The following is a 15,387-nucleotide window of genomic DNA, read 5'->3' as shown; positions in this document are numbered from 1 at the left end:
TCCGGACACGCAGAAGAGCACGCGTGCCGACGGGGCCGCACTGCGGTCGAGCGACGGGTGGAATTTGGTTAGGCTTAGCTAAGTAAGCCTGATTCCGAGCGTAGAGGTGCGGATCGAGACGCGTCAAGTTTTAGGATAGCCTTGCCTAATGCGCCGCGTCACTGCCGTCTTCTTCGTCGCCGCCCTCGCCGTCGGACTCGCCGCGTGCGCAGAGCCGGGAGCCGTCGCCGCGCCCCCCGCCGCCGCGGAGGACACCTGCCCGCAGGCCTCCACGCCCCTCGCATCCCTCGACCTGATCGACGATGTGCGCGGATATGAAGGCCCCTCCACCGCGTGCCTCTCCAGCCACGCGATCGACGCCGTCGACGACGACACCGCGCCAGAGCTTCCGGTGACGGTGACCGACAGCGAAGGCCGCGACGTCGAGATCAGCGACGTCTCCCGCATCCTCCCGATCGACATCTCGGGCACGATCGCGTCGACCGTGTTCGCGCTCGGTCTCGGCGATCGGGTCGTCGGTCGCGACGCCTCCACCGTCTTCGCCGGCACGGAAGGCCTCCCGGTCGTCACCCAGACCGGCCACACGCTCAACGCGGAAGCGATCCTCGAGCTGGCGCCGACCGTCATCCTCACCGACACGACGATCGGTCCGAAGGAGGTGCGCCAGCAGCTGCGCGACGCCGGCATCGCGGTCGTGGTCATCTCCAGCGATCGGCGACTCGACACGACCGACGACCTCGTCACCGAGATCGCGACGGCTCTCGGAGTGACGAGCCGGGGCGAGGCGCTCATCGCGCGGCTCGACGCCGCGGTCGACGAGACGCTGGCCGAGATCTCCGAGGTGGTGCCCACCGACGAGGCCGATCGCGCACGCATGCTCTTCCTCTACGTGCGCGGCAGCGCGAACGTGTACTACATCTTCGGCGAGGACTCCGGGGCCGATTCGCTGATCGACGCGATCGGCGGCGTCGATGTGGCCGCTGAGATCGGCTGGGAGGGCATGAAGCCGATGACGGCGGAGGCCCTCGTCGCCGCCCAGCCCGACGTCCTGGTGATGATGACGGACGGGCTCGAGTCCGTCGGAGGCATCGACGGACTGATCGAACGGATCCCCGCCGTGGCCCAGACACCCGCCGGAGCGAACCGACGCGTGATCGACATGGCCGACAGCGAGATCCTCAGCTTCGGCCCGCGCACCGCCGACGTGATCGGCGCTCTCGCCCGCGCCCTGTACGCCCCCGAGCCGTCGAAGTGACCGGAGAGGTCGTCACCCCGACTCCGACGAGGCACCGGGGCCTGCGTTTCGCCCTGGTGACGGCCGGCCTGGTCGTCGCGCTCGCTATCACGTGCGTCGTCTCGATCACGAGCGGCCAGTACGACCTGTCTCCCACCGCTCTCGTGGGCGTGCTGCTGCACGGCATCGGGATCGACACCCCGTGGGCTCCGGCGGCGGCCACCGACTACGGCGTGATCTTCTCCCTGCGAATGCCTCGGATCGTGCTCGGGCTCCTCGTGGGTGCCGCCCTCGCGGTCTCCGGCGTGCTCATGCAGGCGATCTTCGGCAACCCCCTCGCGGACGCCGGCGTGGTGGGAGTGTCCTCGGGGGCGGCCCTCGGCGCGGCCGCGAGCATCACGTTCGGCCTGGCGACCTTCGGGATGTGGACCACGCCCGCGTTCGCGTTCCTCGGCGGGCTGGTCGCCGTCTTCTCGGTGTACTTCATCAGTCGCTCCGGCGGACGCACCGAGGTCGTGACCCTTCTGCTCACGGGTATCGCCATCAACGCGATCGCTGGAGCCGGTATGGCGTTCTTCACGTTCCTGGGCACCACCTCGACGCGCGAGCAGATCGTGTTCTGGCAGCTCGGCTCCCTCAACGGCGCACTGTGGTCGAACATCCAGCTCGTGGCTCCCCTCGTCCTCATCGGCGTGGTCGTGGCGCTGCTCGTGGCCCCTCGACTCGACCTCTTCGCTCTCGGCGAGCGCACCGCACGACACCTCGGTGTCAATGTGGAACTGCTGCGGCTCCTCGTCGTCGTCACCGTCGCGCTGCTGGTGTGCGCCGCGGTCGCGTTCGCCGGGATCATCGGCTTCGCCGGGCTTGTCGTGCCGCACCTGATGCGCATGATGATCGGGCCCGCCCACCTTCCGCTCGTGATCGCCTCGGCACTCGGAGGCGCGCTGCTCATCGCGGTCGCCGACCTGGTCGCGCGCACCGCGGTGCCGCTGGCCGACCTGCCGATCGGCATGATCACCTCGCTCGTGGGCGGCCCGTTCTTCCTGTGGCTGCTCGTGCGCACGCGCCGCCGCTCAGGAGGATGGGCATGACCGTCCGGCTCCGCGGAGCGGGGCTCACGGTGCGCGTCGGCGAAGGGCGGACGATCCTCGATGATGCGTCCATCGACATCCACAGCGGAGAGATCCACGCGCTCGTCGGGCCGAACGGAGCGGGCAAGTCGACTCTGTTCGGAGTGCTTGCCGGAGATGTCGCTGCGCAGGCGGGCACGGTCGCGCTGGACGACCGACCGATCGACCGGGTCGCGCCGCGCGTGCTCGCCCGGCAGCGTGCCGTGCTCCTGCAGGAGAACTCCGTCTCGTTCCCCTTCAGTGCGGAGCAGGTCGTCCGGATGGGGCGGACCCCGTGGGCGCGCACGCCGGCGGCCGAGGAGGACGACGCTCTGGTGTGGTCGGCGATGGCGCAGACCAAGGTGACGGCACTCCGTGCCCGCGCAGTGCCGTCGCTGTCGGGCGGCGAGCGCGCCCGGGTCGCGCTCGCCCGCGTGATCGCCCAGAGCACCGGCATCCTGCTGCTCGACGAGCCGACCGCGGCGCTCGACCTGAAGCATCACGAAGACGTCATGCGCCTGATCCGAGGTCGCGCGGAGGCCGGGGTCGCGGTGGCCATCGTGCTGCACGATCTCAATGCGGCGCTCGCGCATGCCGACCGCGTGACGCTGCTCGCCGACGGCAGGGTCGCGGCGACCGGCACGGCGACCGAAGTGCTGACCGCCGCGCGGATCGAGCAGGTCTACGGTCAGGCGGTCGACGTGTTCCCGCACCCCGCGACCGGAGTTCCCCTGGTCGTCGCGCGGCGCTGATCCGGGCCGCGCTACGGCCGCTCGCGCAGCGAATAGACCATACTCCGCAGGATCTTCAGCGCCCCCGCCTGCTCTTCTTCCGTCATGCCGGATACCATCCTGACCTCGACCGAGCGGACAGCAGCGGTCGCCTTCGTGAGACTCGCACGGCCTCGCTCGGTGAGGCGGGCAGGAAGGGCCTTGCCGACCGGGGCCTCTGCGGGGCGGGAGACGATTCCCTCCCGCTCGAGTGCCTGCAGGAGGACGTTCATCGACTGCCGGGTGACGAACGCGCCGCGCGCGAGCTCGGAGTTCGAGAGGCCTGGCCGCTGCGCGAGTAGCTCGAGGCAGGAGTAGTGGGTGATGGTCATCCCGAGCGGACGCAGCACCTCTTCCATCGCGACGCGGAGGGCACTGGACGCCTCCTTGAGCAGATACCCCACGGACGTGTCGAGGTCGATGCCCGTGCGATCTTGACTCATGTCAGTATTCTGACATACTGTTTCTGTGTCAGAAACCTGACACAGAAACAGAGGATCTCCCATGCCCGTCACCGGCCCCGATTTCATCTCCCTGCAGGCACGCGATCTTGCCGCCTCGCAGGCCTTCTACGAGCACTACCTCGGACTCGTCCGCTCTCCGACGGGTCCTCCCCACGCCGTCGTCTTTCAGACGACACCCATCGCGTTCGCCCTCCGAGACCTCGCACCGGGCACCGACCTGACCGGCGTAGCCCAGCCGGGCATCGGCGCTGCGATCTGGCTTCACGCCACCGATGTCCAGGCCATCCACGACGCCCTCGTCGCCGACGGACACGTCATCGTCACGGAGCCGTTCGACGGACCGTTCGGCCGCACCTTCACCTTCGCCGACCCCGACGGGTACCGCATCACGCTTCACGACCGCTCCTGACACCGCAGGCTCTCCCCGCACTGCGACGCGCGAACCGCCCCGATCCACGTGATCCCCGGGGCGGTTCTGGGTGGAGCCGCGCTACGGCCGCAACGGAAGGACGTCGCTGAGATCAGCACGTGTACCGGACGCGTGGATGCGTCCACCGGCCGCGGCATCCGCCCATGCCGCTGCGCCCGTGGCCACGGCGATCCAGGTGGCGGCATCCATCTCGACGACATTGGGCGGTGTGCCCCGGGTGTGGCGGGGCCCCTGGATGACCTGTACCGCACCGAAGGGCGGCACCCGCACCTCGACGCTGTTGCCCGGTGCCTTCTCGTCCAGTAGCTGCAGCAGGTAGCGCACAGCGGTGGCGAGGTCGGTGCGCTGCGGCTTCATACCCGAGGCATCCGCGGAACGGACGGCGTCGAGCGCGACACGTCCGTCCGTGATGTCGATCTTCCTGGCCATCGCTCCAGACTACGTCCGGCGATGCGCGGCGAGTCCTAAGCTCGAACGCATGAGCATGCATCCCGAGGGCGCCCGCGCCGAGCTGCTCGCGGCGGTCGCCGACCACTCCTGGGGTGTGCGCATCCCGCAGCTCGCCGATCCGCAGAGCGCTCACGACGCTGCCGTGCTCATCCTGTTCGGCGTTCTCGATCGCATCCCCGCGCCCACGACCGGCCCCGCCGTCGCCCGCGACCTCGACGTGCTGCTGCAGCGGCGCGCGCCCACCCTCTCCTCCCACCCCGGTCAGGTCTCGTTCCCGGGCGGCCGTGTCGAGCCGAATGACGCCGACGCCGTCGCCACCGCACTGCGCGAGGCCGAGGAGGAGACCGGGCTCGACCCGGACGGCGTGGAGATCCTGGCCACACTCCCCGAGATTCCGCTCGCCGCGAGCAATCACCTGGTCACCCCGGTGCTCGCGTGGTGGCAGTCGCCGTCGCGGGTGGTGGCGGTCGACCACGCCGAGACGGTCGAGGTGTTCCGCGTCCCCGTCGCTCAGCTCCTCGACCCCGCCACCCGGTTCACCTCGACCCTCACAAGGATGGGCCGCACCTTCCGCGGCCCCGCCTTCGACGTCGATGGCACGATCGTCTGGGGCTTCACCGCGATGGTGCTCGACGCCCTGTTCGACGCCGCCGGCTGGACCGTGCCCTGGGATGCCTCGGTGGAACGGCCCGTCGACCTCTGAGCCCGGCTCCTGGCCCGGGTTGCGGCCCCTGGCGCGTGCACAACTCAGCATGAATGCGGCGAAAACGGCCGACACGCCGCGGACACCCGCCGATCGGAGAGGTTTCTGCGGAGTTGTGAACGCCGACCGCCCGAAACGCCGACCGCCTGAAACCCCGACCGCCTGAAACCCGGACCGCGAGCCTCGGTAGTCTGGACGGGTGAAGATTCTCGTCCTCGGTTCCGGTGCCCGTGAGCACGCGATCATCCTCGCCCTGCGGGCCGAGCAGACGGAGCACGAGATCTTCGTCGCTCCGGGCAATGCCGGCATCGCGCAGGATGCGACCCCCGTCACGGTCGACCCCCTCGACGGCGCGGCGGTCACGGCCTTCGCGCACGAGCACGCGATCGATCTGGTCGTCGTCGGCCCCGAGGCCCCGCTGGTCGCCGGCGTGGCCGATGCCCTGCGCGTGCGCGGCATCCCGGTGTTCGGTCCGGGAAAGGCCGCCGCTCAGCTCGAAGGCTCGAAGTCCTTCGCCAAGCGGGTCATGGACGCGGCCGGCGTGCCCACCGGTCGCGCGGTCCGGGCGTCCAGCACGGCCGAGGTCGAGTCCGCATTCGATGAGCTCGGCGCTCCGTACGTGGTCAAGGCCGATGGCCTCGCGGCGGGTAAGGGGGTCATCGTCACCTCCGACCGTGCCGACGCACTCGCACACGCCGAGCAATACCTTCCTGCGGGGCCCGTGCTGATCGAGGAGTTCCTCTCCGGTCCCGAGGTCTCGCTGTTCTTCCTCAGCGACGGCGACACGGTGCGCGCACTCAGCCCCGCTCAGGACTTCAAGCGCGCACTCGACGGCGACGCCGGGCCCAACACCGGTGGCATGGGCGCCTATTCGCCTCTGCCGTGGCTTGCGGAGCAGTTCGGCAGCGAGCGGGCCTTCGTCGAAGAGGTCACCCGCGACGTGGCCCTGCCCGTGGTGCGGCAGCTCGACGCCGAGGGCACCCCGTTCATCGGACTGCTCTATGCGGGCCTGATCCTCACCCCGGCCGGCGTGCGCGTGATCGAGTTCAACGCCCGCTTCGGCGACCCCGAGACGCAGATCGTGCTTCCCCGGCTGGTGACACCGCTGTCGGACCTGCTGTTCGCGGCGGCCTCCGGCACGCTCGAAGACCAGCCCGAGCCCGAGTTCAGCGAAGACGTGGCGATCACCGTCGTGCTCGCCAGCGAAGGCTACCCCGAGGCACCGCAGACCGGTCGCCCGATCGAGGGCCTTGCGGACGCGGCATCCGTCGAGGGCGTGCGCCTCGTGCATGCGGCGACCGCGAGCCCCGACGCGCCGGGCGGATCGCTCATCGCCTCGGGCGGCCGTGTACTGAACGTCGTGGCCGTCGCCTCGGACTTCCGCACGGCGCGCGACCGCGCCTACGAGGCGATCTCCCGCATCGCCCTCGACGGCTCCCATTACCGCACGGACATCGCCGCCCGCGTCGCGGAGTGACCCCGAGACGGGAGCTCCGCGCTCACGGCGCTAGCTCGCGGTGAGGCTGGTCCCCGAGATGTCGATCCAGTACTGCCGCACGCGGGGCCGCCCTGGCTCGGGCGCGTCGATCACTTCTTCGAGCTCACCGCCGGCACCCTCGATCGTCCGGATGGACCCCAGGTTGTCGTCATCGCAGGTGAGCATGACCCGCTCGTAGCCCTCAGCCTTCGCCACGCGCAGCAGCAGGCGGAGGGCTTCGCGCACGATCCCCTCCCGGCGCCGGGACGGGATCACCGAGTACCCGATGTGACCGCCGAAGCGACGAAGCCATTCGTTGAGCTCTCGCCGGAACGCGATGAAACCCACGACCTCGGCACCCTCGGTGATCCAGAAGTAGTCGCAAGGCACACGGCCTTCCGGCAGCGCGGCACCGGGGGTCGCGAACAGCGCAGCCATGTCGACGAAGGCCTCGCACGCGGCCCGGTCGGGCACCAGCCCCTTCTCGATACCGGCACCGTCGACGTGTCCGCCCTCGAACTCGGCCACCGCGGCGGCCCAGGACTCGAACAGGTCGGTGGTCGGACGGGTGAGTGCGATCGTCATCGCCTCAGCACACCAGACGGTGGGGGCCGCTGCAACTCACTCCCCGGCCTTCGAATCGCGCAAACGGCTCCATCCGGGCCACGGACGGAGCCATTCACGCGATTCGAAAGCCCAGGTCAGGTCTCCGTCCTGTCGTAGCGACCGAGGAACAGCGCCGCGATGAGGGCGACCCCCATCACGCACGCCGGCAGCAGGATCGACTGCGCCATGCCGGCGGCGAACCCTTCGGCCACCTGCGGCGGGAGCGTTCCGCCCGTCGAGATACCGGCCGGCGCATCGGCGAGACCCGGCAGGTTGGCCTCCAGACGCGACTGCATGAATGCGGCGATGGATGCCGAGCCGATGACCGAGCCGATGGTCCTCGTCGTGTTGTAGATGCCCGCACCGGCCCCCGCCTGACGCGGCGGGAGCTTGCGCGTCGCGGTGGTGGCGAGCGGCCCCCACATGCCCGCATTGCCGATGCCCATCAGCGCGGAGGGCAGCAGGAACATCCAGATCGGGGTGTCCATGTTGATCAGAGCCGAGTACCAGACGAGGGCGCCTGCCACACAGAGCAGCCCCGGGATCAGGATGATGCGCGGATCGACCCGGTCGAGCAGCTTGCCCGCGGCCGGAGCGAGCACCCCCGAGAGCACGGCCATCGGGATCAGCAGCAGCGCCGCTTCGGTGGGCGTGAGCCCGCGCGCGGTCTGCAGGAAGAACATCATCGGCAGCGACATGCTCGTCACCGTGAAGCCGACCGCGGCGATCGCCACGTTCGCGCCGGAGAAGTTGCGGTCACGGAACAGCCCGAGCGGGACCAGCGGCTCGCTCCGGGTCTTGGCCTGCTGCAGGATGAAGAGCCCGAGGACCACCAGCCCGGCGACGATCAGTCTCCACACCGAGATGGGACCCCAGATGACCCCCCAGTCGTACTTCTCGCCCTCCTGGAGTCCGAACACGAGGAGGAAGAGGGCGACGGCGCTCAGCACCACGCCCACGATGTCGAAGCGGTGCGGGTGCGTCGCGAGCTTCGGGACCAGGCGCCAGGCGAGCACGAACGCGACGATGCCGACCGGGATGTTCACGAAGAAGATCCACTCCCAGCCGAAGCCGTCGACCAGCAGCCCACCGACGAGCGGTCCGACCAGGGTGGCGACACCGGCGGTCGCGCCCCACAGTCCCATCGCAGCACCTCGGCGCTCGGGCGGGAACGTGCGGGTGATCACGGCCATCGTCTGCGGGGTCATGAACGCCGCTCCGAGGCCCTGGGCCGCGCGGGCGACGATGAGCCCCTCGAGCGTGGTCGAGAGTCCGCACCACAGTGATGCGAGCGTGAAGACCGCGAGGCCGATCAGATAGATGTTCTTCGGGCCGAAGCGGTCTCCGAGGCGTCCAGTGATCAGCAGCGGCACGGCGTAGGCGAGCAGGTATGCGCTCGTGACCCACACGACGTTGTCGAGGTTGTTGGTGTCCGGGTCCAGCGCGGCCTTGATCGCCGGGTTCGCGACCGAGACGATCGTGGTGTCCACGAGGATCATGAAGAAGCCGATGACCAGAGCCCAGAGCGCTGGCCAGGGACTCGTGGGCTTGTGCCCGATGGAGTACGTGCCGGTCGACGGACCGGAGGATGAGGGCGCGGACACCGGCGGGCGGTCTCCGTCGCGAGGAGTATCTGTCATTGCTGTGCGGCCTTTCGCTGAGCGCGGTAGCGGTCTGAGTTCGGGAATGCCGTGGGCCCCCACGGCAGGGCGTGGGACTCGAGACGTTCGAGGAGGGAGTCGAGCCAGCGGAGCTCTGCTTCCAGCAGCGCCTCCTGACGCTCGATCTCGACCAGGACCTGCTCGGGCACCGCGTTGTCCCTGGCCTTCGCCAGACCGTCGCGGTGCCGGGCGTGGTCTTCCACCAGGGCGACACGTCGCGCACCGAGCAGTTCGATGACCGTCGGACGCTCGAGGTTGTGCGCCTCGGCGAGCGCGATCCGGAAGTCGGCGGGGCGATCGATGCGGGGCAGCTCGCGTTGCACCCAGGCGACGACAGCTTCGCGTCCGGCATCCGTCAGGGAGTAGGTCGTGCGCTCCGGACGATTGCCCTCGCGGTCGATTCCGAGTTCGTCGATGAGCCCTGCGCGATGCAGCCGGGAGACCGTGTGGTACAGCGTCCCGTTCGTGATCGTGAGCAGCCGGTCGTCGTGGCGCGCCCGCATGAGGCGCACCATCTCGTAGGGGTGCATGTCGCCCTCGCGCAGCAGCGCGAGCACCATCACCCCCATCGGGGTGAGGCGACCGACGGCGTCCTTCTTCATGCGTCCCCTCAAATAGTCCATGTGGACTATACGCCTGTTTCGAGCGCCCGCACAGTCGGATCCGTCCGAACCGGGATAATGAGCGGGTGAGCACTCCTTCAGAAGGCACGGCACAGAGCATCCCCGGCTGGCGGCACATCTACTCGGGCAAGGTCCGCGACCTCTACGCCTCGGAAGACCCGGAGGACACCCGCATCCTCGTGGTGGCCTCCGATCGCGTGAGCGCCTTCGACTTCGTGCTCTCCCCCGGCATCCCCGCGAAGGGCGCTCTGCTGACGCGACTGAGCCGCTGGTGGTTCGCGCAGCTCGCCGACTTCCCGAACCACATCGCCGAGGGCGAGCTGCCGGAGGCGGTGGCAGACCACGCCATGCTCGCGCAGTCGCTCGAGATGCTGCCGATCGAGTGCGTCGTGCGCGGCTACATCACGGGCACCGGGTGGGTCGAGTACCAGGAGAGCGGAACCGTGTGCGGCATCCCGCTCCCGGCAGGACTCCAGAACGGCGACCGGCTGCCCGAGCCGCTGTTCACCCCGGCGTACAAGGCGCCGATGGGGGAGCACGACGAGAACATCACCTTCGACCGTGCCGTCGAGCTGGTCGGTGCCGAGCGCGCGACCGAGCTGCGAGACACCTCCCTCGCGATCTACGCCAGGGCCGCCGCGATCGCCGAGGAGAAGGGGCTGATCCTCGCCGACACCAAGTTCGAGTTCGGGACGGACGCCGAGGGCACCCTGCGCCTGGCCGATGAGGTGCTCACGAGCGATTCCTCACGGTACTGGGATGCGGAGACCTGGCGCACCGGCAGCACCCCGAGCGCGCGGATGGCGAGCTTCGACAAGCAGATCGTCCGCGATTGGATGGCTGCGAACTGGGACAAGCAGGGTGAGCCTCCCCGGCTTCCGGAGGACGTGGTCGAGCGCACCGCGGACCGCTACCGCGAGCTGATCGACCGTCTGGGCGCCTGAGTCGCCCCGCTGCCGCGGAGAACGGGCACGCACTCAGCGAACCCTCAGGAATCGGTAGGGTTGCTCCAGCACTCCTGCCATCCCCCGAACCCCTGAGGAGCCCGCATGGCCCTGTGGAAGCTGCACGGAAACGGCCGAACGGTCGAACCCGATGCCGTCGTCCGTCCCGATGAGCGCCTGAACTGGCCGGCGACGATCGCGATCGGGCTCCAGCACGTCGTCGCGATGTTCGGGGCCACCTTCCTGGTGCCGATCATCACCGGTTTCCCGGTCGCCACCACGCTGCTGTTCAGCGGTGTCGGCACGATCCTGTTCCTGCTGATCACCCGCAACAAGCTGCCCAGCTACCTCGGGTCCTCCTTCGCCTTCATCGCACCGGTCACGGCAGCGACCGCCTCCGCGAACATGGGCACCGCCCTGGCCGGCATCGTGGCCGTGGGTGTGCTCCTGGCGATCATCGGCGTCGTGGTGCACACGGTCGGAGTGAAGTGGGTCGACCGCTTCCTGCCGCCGGTCCTCGCGGGAACCATCGTCGCCCTCATCGGGTTCAACCTCGCAGGCGCAGCGCACAACAACTACGCCGCCGCCCCCGTGACCGCGACCTTCACCCTCGCGATCACGATCCTCTTCGCTGTGGTCTTCCGCGGCTTCCTCGGACGCATCTCGATCTTCCTCGGTGTGATCGCGGGCTACATCTTCGCGGGTTTCCGCGGGGAACTGGACTTCACAGCCGTCGAGAAGGCGGACTGGATCGGGCTGCCCACCTTCACCTTCCCGAACTTCACCGAGCCCGGCACGCTGACGGCGCTGGCGATGTTCCTCCCGGTCGTCCTGGTGCTGATCGCAGAGAACGTCGGCCACGTGCGCGGCGTCGCGACCATGACCGGTGATGCGACCGTGAACCAGCAGACCGGGAAGGCCCTGATCGCGGACGGCGTCTCGACCACCCTGGCCGGATTCTTCGGCGGCTCGGGCACCACGACCTACGGCGAGAACATCGGCGTGATGGCATCCACCCGCGTCTACTCCACCGCCGCGTACTGGGTGGCCGGAGCCGCTGCGATCCTCCTCAGCCTCTCGCCCAAGTTCGGCGAGGTCATCAACTCAGTACCCGCCGGTGTCCTCGGCGGCGTGACCACCGCGCTGTACGGCCTGATCGGTGTCATCGGCATCAAGATCTGGGTCGACAACCGCGTCGACTTCTCCCGCCCGGTCAACCAGTACACGGCCGCCGTGGCGCTGATCATGGCCGTCGGAGGGTTCATGATCAAGGACGAGGCCTCCGGCTTCGAACTCGGTGGAATCGTCATCGCCACGGTCGCAGCGATCCTGATCTACCACCTGGGCAACCTGATCGCCCGTCTGCGCAAGACCGGCGCCGATGACCCGAAGCCTCTCGAGGCCGTCGGCCCGCTCGGCGGCGACCCCGAGTAGCCGGCTCTCCCGCGGGTTCACCCGCCGTCTCGGTTCACAACTCCGCAGAATCAGCCCGAGTCCCGCTTCGTGCGGCCGGCTTGACCCGGAACGGCTGCGTTTCTGCGGAGTTGTGAACGCGGTTCAGTCGATGACCGCGAGCACACCGTCGGCGGAGACCGTCGCGGACAGCGCGGCCCGCTGTGCAAGCGTGCCGGAGCGATGGGCCTCGATCGTCGTCTCCATCTTCATGGCGTCGATGACGGCGACCGGATCCCCCTGCACGACTTCGGCGCCTTCCTCGACGAGCCACCGCACGAGCGTGCCCGGCACCGGTGAGCGCAGCTCGCTCGGATCGGCTGCGGATGCGGGCATGGCGGCGCCCGTCGACGGCCCGAGCCCCGCCAGCAGCGCGGCCGGAAGACCGAGCGTCACCCGCCGTCCGTCGATCTCGACCGGGAAGCGCTGCAGCCCGGCGTCCGGCAGCGCGTCCGGGCGGGACTGCATCTCCAGCCGCGGCAGCAGCGTGCTCTCGATCCATTGCGTGTGCACCGCGAAGGTCTCGGTGGCGAACGCCGCATCATCGAGGGCGAGCAGGTCGAACGGGATGACCGTCGCCGGGCCCTCCACCACGAGCTCACGAAGTGCCCTTCGCGCGCGCACGATGGCCGCGTCGCGGGACTCTGCGTGCACGATGAGCTTGGCGATCATCGAGTCGAAGGCCGGCTGCACGACATCGCCCTCGTCGATGCCGCTGTCCCACCGCACACCGGGACCACCCGGGATCCGCAGCCGCTCGACGCGACCGGGGCTTGGCAGGAACCCGCGGCCGGGGTCTTCGGCATTGATCCGGAACTCGAGTGCGTGGCCGACGGGCACTGGCGTCTCGACGAACGACGGGCCTTCCCCGAACGCGATACGGAACTGCTCGCGCACCAGGTCGACCCCGGCGACCGCTTCGGTGACCGGATGCTCCACCTGGAGCCTGGTGTTCACCTCGAGGAACGAGATGGTGCCGTCGGCGGCGAGCAGGAACTCCACCGTGCCGGCCCCGCGGTAGGAGACCTCCGCGCAGATCGAACGTGCGGCGTCGTGGAACCGGGTCCGCTGCTCGACAGACAGTCCGGGCGCCGGCGCCTCCTCGATGAGCTTCTGGTTGCGGCGCTGCATCGAGCAGTCGCGATCGCCGACGACCACGACTCCCCCGCCACCGTCGCCGAGCACCTGCACCTCGATGTGGCGGGGGCTCTCCAGGAACCGCTCCACGAAGCACTCACCCCGACCGAACGCGGCGATGGCCTCGCGGGTGGCCGCATCGAACGCCTCCACGACCGCGGACAGCTCGCGCACGACTTTGAGTCCTCGCCCGCCACCGCCGAAGGCCGCCTTGATCGCGATCGGGAGACCATGCTCTTCTGCGAATGCCACGGCCTCCTCCGCGCCGGCCAGCGGCTCATCGGTTCCGGCTGCCAGAGGAGCACCGACCTGCTGCGCGATGCGACGCGCGGTCATCTTGTCTCCGAGCGCGTCGATGCTCGCGGGCGTCGGGCCGATCCAGACCAGCCCGACCTCCTCCACCGCCCGCGCGAACGCGGCGCTCTCCGAGAGGAATCCGTAGCCGGGGTGCACGGCGGTCGCCCCCGACTGGCGCGCGGCGGCGAGCAGCGCGTCGATGGAGAGGTACGTGTCGGCGGCCGTGGTGCCGACGAGCCCCACGGCCTCGTCGGCCAGGCGCACGTGGAGGGCGTCGACGTCTTGGTCGGCGTACACCGCGATCGATGCATAGCCGGCTTCGGCACAGGCACGGATGACGCGCACGGCGATCTCTCCACGATTCGCGATCAGGATCCTCTGCGTGGTCGGCGCGGTGGTCATGAGGTCTCCTTGACGATGAAGCGGAGGCGCACGCCCGGTGCCAGTTGACCTGCGAGGTCGAGGCTGCGGTCCGTGAGTGCACCGATGATCGGGTATCCCCCGGTGAGGGGGTGGTCGGGGAGGAACAGCACGGGCTGGCCGTCGGGCGGCACCTGGATCGCACCGGTCACGGCGCCCTCGCTCGGCAGCTCCCCGCCGCGGGCGCGTTCCAGCGGCGTCTCGCCCTGAAGCCGGATGCCGACCCGGTCGGAGCGCGGGGTCACCGTCCACTCCTGAGCGGTGAGGGTCGCGAGCGCTTCTGCCGTGAACCAGTCGTCGCGGGGACCGAGAGTGATCTCGAGGTCGACGTGGTCGCCGACGGCCGGAAGCTCTCGGGGCACGGCGTCGGGCTCGACCGGGTGGGGCGCGACACCGCCGACGGGGACGACCGCGCCGGCGGTCAGCGGCTCCGGTCCGAGTCCGGCCAGGGTGTCGGCTGCGCGGCTGCCCAGTGCGGCTGACGCCCCCAGTCCCCCGCGGACGGCGATGACGTAGCGCAGCCCGCGTTCCGGGTGACCGAGGGCCAGCTCGTCGCCGTCGACCGTGGCGAAGGGCACGCCGTGCTCCACGGAACGGACGACGCCGTCGACGTCGGTCAGGCTGAGGGCGCCGATCGCTCCGGTGACCGCGGCGACACCGGCTCCCCGGAATCGCAGCACCGCACCGCCGACGCTCTCCAGCATCGCAGCCTCGCGCGCATTGCCCACCGCACGGTTCGCATCGTGCATGGCCCGGCGGTCGGCCGCCCCGGAAGCCGAGACCCCGAGCGCCGCGAACCCCGGGCGTCCGGCATCCTGCACCAGCAGTTGCAGTGACGAGCGGACGACCTCGACCGCAGCATCCGCGCCGAAACCCAGGGCATCCGCATCCGTCGCGGCGTGTTGCTCCACGACGCGCCCAGTGTGCGCCAAGTCGTCTCCGTTTCGGCCCGGCGAACCCAGCCGAGCCGCACCGCGCACCTGCTCGAACCGCACGGAGGCGCCGGGGGCCAGGAGCGCGGGAGGGTCGCGGTCGATGTCCCACATCACGGCGTCCGTGCGGCCGATCAGCTGCCAGCCCCCGGGGCTCTCGCGCGGATACACCCCGGTGAACGCGCCGGCGAGCGCGACCGATCCGGCGGGTACGCGCGTGCGCGGCGAGGAGCGGCGCGGCACGTCGAACAGGGGATCGCTGCTGACCACGTAGCCGAATCCGGGGGCGAAGCCCGAGAACGCCACCCGCCAGTCGGCAGCGAGATGCCGGTTGACCAGCTCCGCGGCCGAGACCCCGAGCAGGGCGGCCGCCTCGTCGAGGTCTTCGCCGTCGTACCGCACCGGCACGGCGACCTTCCCCGCGCCCGGCAGCTGCGCGGTGTCGATCTCCACGGCCGAGAGCGCGGTCGCCAGCTCGACGGCGGAGACCCGCAGCGGATCGAAGCGCACGAGCACGGTGCGGGCTCCGGGGATGCGCTCGACGATCCCGGGCACTCCCTCCCACGCGAGGTTCAGGCGCATCGCCTCGTCGAGGTCGGCCGCCTCGACGAGCAGAGCATGATCGGATGCCGTGAGGATGCGCATCAGTCGAGGCGCTCCGTCGTGACGGGAGGTCCG

General features: G+C 69.9%; 15 protein-coding genes. 8 read left to right on the top strand and 7 right to left on the bottom strand.

What is annotated here, in order from left to right:
• The first annotated feature begins 148 nt into the window (after positions 1-148).
• The 3 genes from LC041_RS14280 to LC041_RS14270 are packed head-to-tail and all read left to right on the top strand — an operon-like array spanning position 149 to position 3,095.
• Entirely contained in the window at positions 149-1,255 is a 1,107-nt protein-coding gene (locus LC041_RS14280; protein WP_226533758.1) for a heme/hemin ABC transporter substrate-binding protein, read from the top strand.
• The gene (locus LC041_RS14275) at positions 1,252-2,325 is read left to right on the top strand and encodes a FecCD family ABC transporter permease (RefSeq protein ID WP_226533757.1); all 1,074 of its coding nucleotides are present in this window, start codon (positions 1,252-1,254) and stop codon (positions 2,323-2,325) included. The genes LC041_RS14280 and LC041_RS14275 overlap by 4 nt, the downstream gene beginning before the upstream one ends.
• Positions 2,316-3,095 (top strand): heme ABC transporter ATP-binding protein, encoded by a 780-nt coding sequence (locus tag LC041_RS14270; RefSeq protein ID WP_374197677.1) that lies wholly within the window; start codon positions 2,316-2,318, stop codon positions 3,093-3,095. Before LC041_RS14275 ends, LC041_RS14270 begins: the two co-directional genes overlap by 10 nt.
• A gap of 11 nt (positions 3,096-3,106) precedes the next feature.
• Here the strand turns inward: LC041_RS14270 and LC041_RS14265 are convergent, their stop codons facing one another.
• Positions 3,107-3,556 (bottom strand): MarR family winged helix-turn-helix transcriptional regulator, encoded by a 450-nt coding sequence (locus LC041_RS14265; RefSeq protein ID WP_226533755.1) that lies wholly within the window; start codon positions 3,554-3,556, stop codon positions 3,107-3,109.
• Between the two features lie 61 nt (positions 3,557-3,617).
• Here LC041_RS14265 and LC041_RS14260 point away from each other — a divergent pair, with 61 nt between their 5' ends.
• Positions 3,618-3,986, top strand: coding sequence for a VOC family protein (locus LC041_RS14260; protein WP_226533754.1), 369 nt, complete (start codon positions 3,618-3,620; stop codon positions 3,984-3,986).
• A gap of 81 nt (positions 3,987-4,067) precedes the next feature.
• Here LC041_RS14260 and LC041_RS14255 read toward each other — a convergent pair whose 3' ends face one another.
• Positions 4,068-4,436, bottom strand: a complete 369-nt coding sequence (locus LC041_RS14255) for a sterol carrier family protein (protein ID WP_226533753.1) — start codon at positions 4,434-4,436, stop codon at positions 4,068-4,070.
• A 49-nt stretch (positions 4,437-4,485) separates the two neighbouring features.
• On the opposite strand from LC041_RS14255, the gene LC041_RS14250 reads away from it, so the two are divergent.
• A complete protein-coding gene (locus tag LC041_RS14250; RefSeq protein WP_226533752.1) occupies positions 4,486-5,160 on the top strand; it encodes an NUDIX hydrolase in 675 nt (224 codons plus the stop codon).
• 199 nt (positions 5,161-5,359) lie between these two features.
• Entirely contained in the window at positions 5,360-6,637 is a 1,278-nt protein-coding gene (gene purD, locus LC041_RS14245) for a phosphoribosylamine--glycine ligase (RefSeq protein ID WP_226533751.1), read from the top strand.
• Between the two features lie 30 nt (positions 6,638-6,667).
• On the opposite strand, the gene LC041_RS14240 is transcribed toward purD, so the two are convergent.
• The 3 genes from LC041_RS14240 to LC041_RS14230 form a co-directional block, all read right to left on the bottom strand.
• Positions 6,668-7,222, bottom strand: a complete 555-nt coding sequence (locus LC041_RS14240; protein ID WP_226533750.1) for a GNAT family N-acetyltransferase — start codon at positions 7,220-7,222, stop codon at positions 6,668-6,670.
• 116 nt (positions 7,223-7,338) lie between these two features.
• Positions 7,339-8,883: an MFS transporter gene (locus LC041_RS14235; RefSeq protein ID WP_226533749.1), complete on the bottom strand. Its 1,545-nt coding sequence runs from the start codon at positions 8,881-8,883 to the stop codon at positions 7,339-7,341.
• The gene (locus tag LC041_RS14230; RefSeq protein ID WP_226533748.1) at positions 8,880-9,506 is read right to left on the bottom strand and encodes a PadR family transcriptional regulator; all 627 of its coding nucleotides are present in this window, start codon (positions 9,504-9,506) and stop codon (positions 8,880-8,882) included. The genes LC041_RS14235 and LC041_RS14230 overlap by 4 nt, the downstream gene beginning before the upstream one ends.
• Before the next feature lie 86 nt (positions 9,507-9,592).
• Between LC041_RS14230 and LC041_RS14225 the strand changes: the two genes are divergently transcribed.
• Complete coding sequence (locus LC041_RS14225) at positions 9,593-10,471, top strand: phosphoribosylaminoimidazolesuccinocarboxamide synthase (RefSeq protein ID WP_226533747.1); 879 nt, start codon at positions 9,593-9,595, stop codon at positions 10,469-10,471.
• 105 nt (positions 10,472-10,576) lie between these two features.
• Positions 10,577-11,905 (top strand): uracil-xanthine permease family protein, encoded by a 1,329-nt coding sequence (locus LC041_RS14220; protein ID WP_226533746.1) that lies wholly within the window; start codon positions 10,577-10,579, stop codon positions 11,903-11,905.
• A gap of 123 nt (positions 11,906-12,028) precedes the next feature.
• Here LC041_RS14220 and LC041_RS14215 read toward each other — a convergent pair whose 3' ends face one another.
• Positions 12,029-13,759 carry an acetyl/propionyl/methylcrotonyl-CoA carboxylase subunit alpha gene (locus LC041_RS14215; protein ID WP_226533745.1) on the bottom strand — a complete coding sequence of 577 codons (1,731 nt, stop codon included), beginning with the start codon at positions 13,757-13,759 and terminating at the stop codon, positions 12,029-12,031.
• Positions 13,756-15,354 carry a 5-oxoprolinase subunit B/C family protein gene (locus tag LC041_RS14210; protein ID WP_226533744.1) on the bottom strand — a complete coding sequence of 533 codons (1,599 nt, stop codon included), beginning with the start codon at positions 15,352-15,354 and terminating at the stop codon, positions 13,756-13,758. Before LC041_RS14210 ends, LC041_RS14215 begins: the two co-directional genes overlap by 4 nt.
• Between the last annotated feature and the right edge of the window lie 33 nt (positions 15,355-15,387).

The sequence above is a fragment of the Microbacterium paraoxydans genome (genome assembly GCF_020524545.1).
GTDB classification, from domain to species: domain Bacteria; phylum Actinomycetota; class Actinomycetes; order Actinomycetales; family Microbacteriaceae; genus Microbacterium; species Microbacterium paraoxydans_C.
Note: the sequence above shows the minus strand (reverse complement) of the source record. Positions and strands in the feature narration are given on the sequence as shown.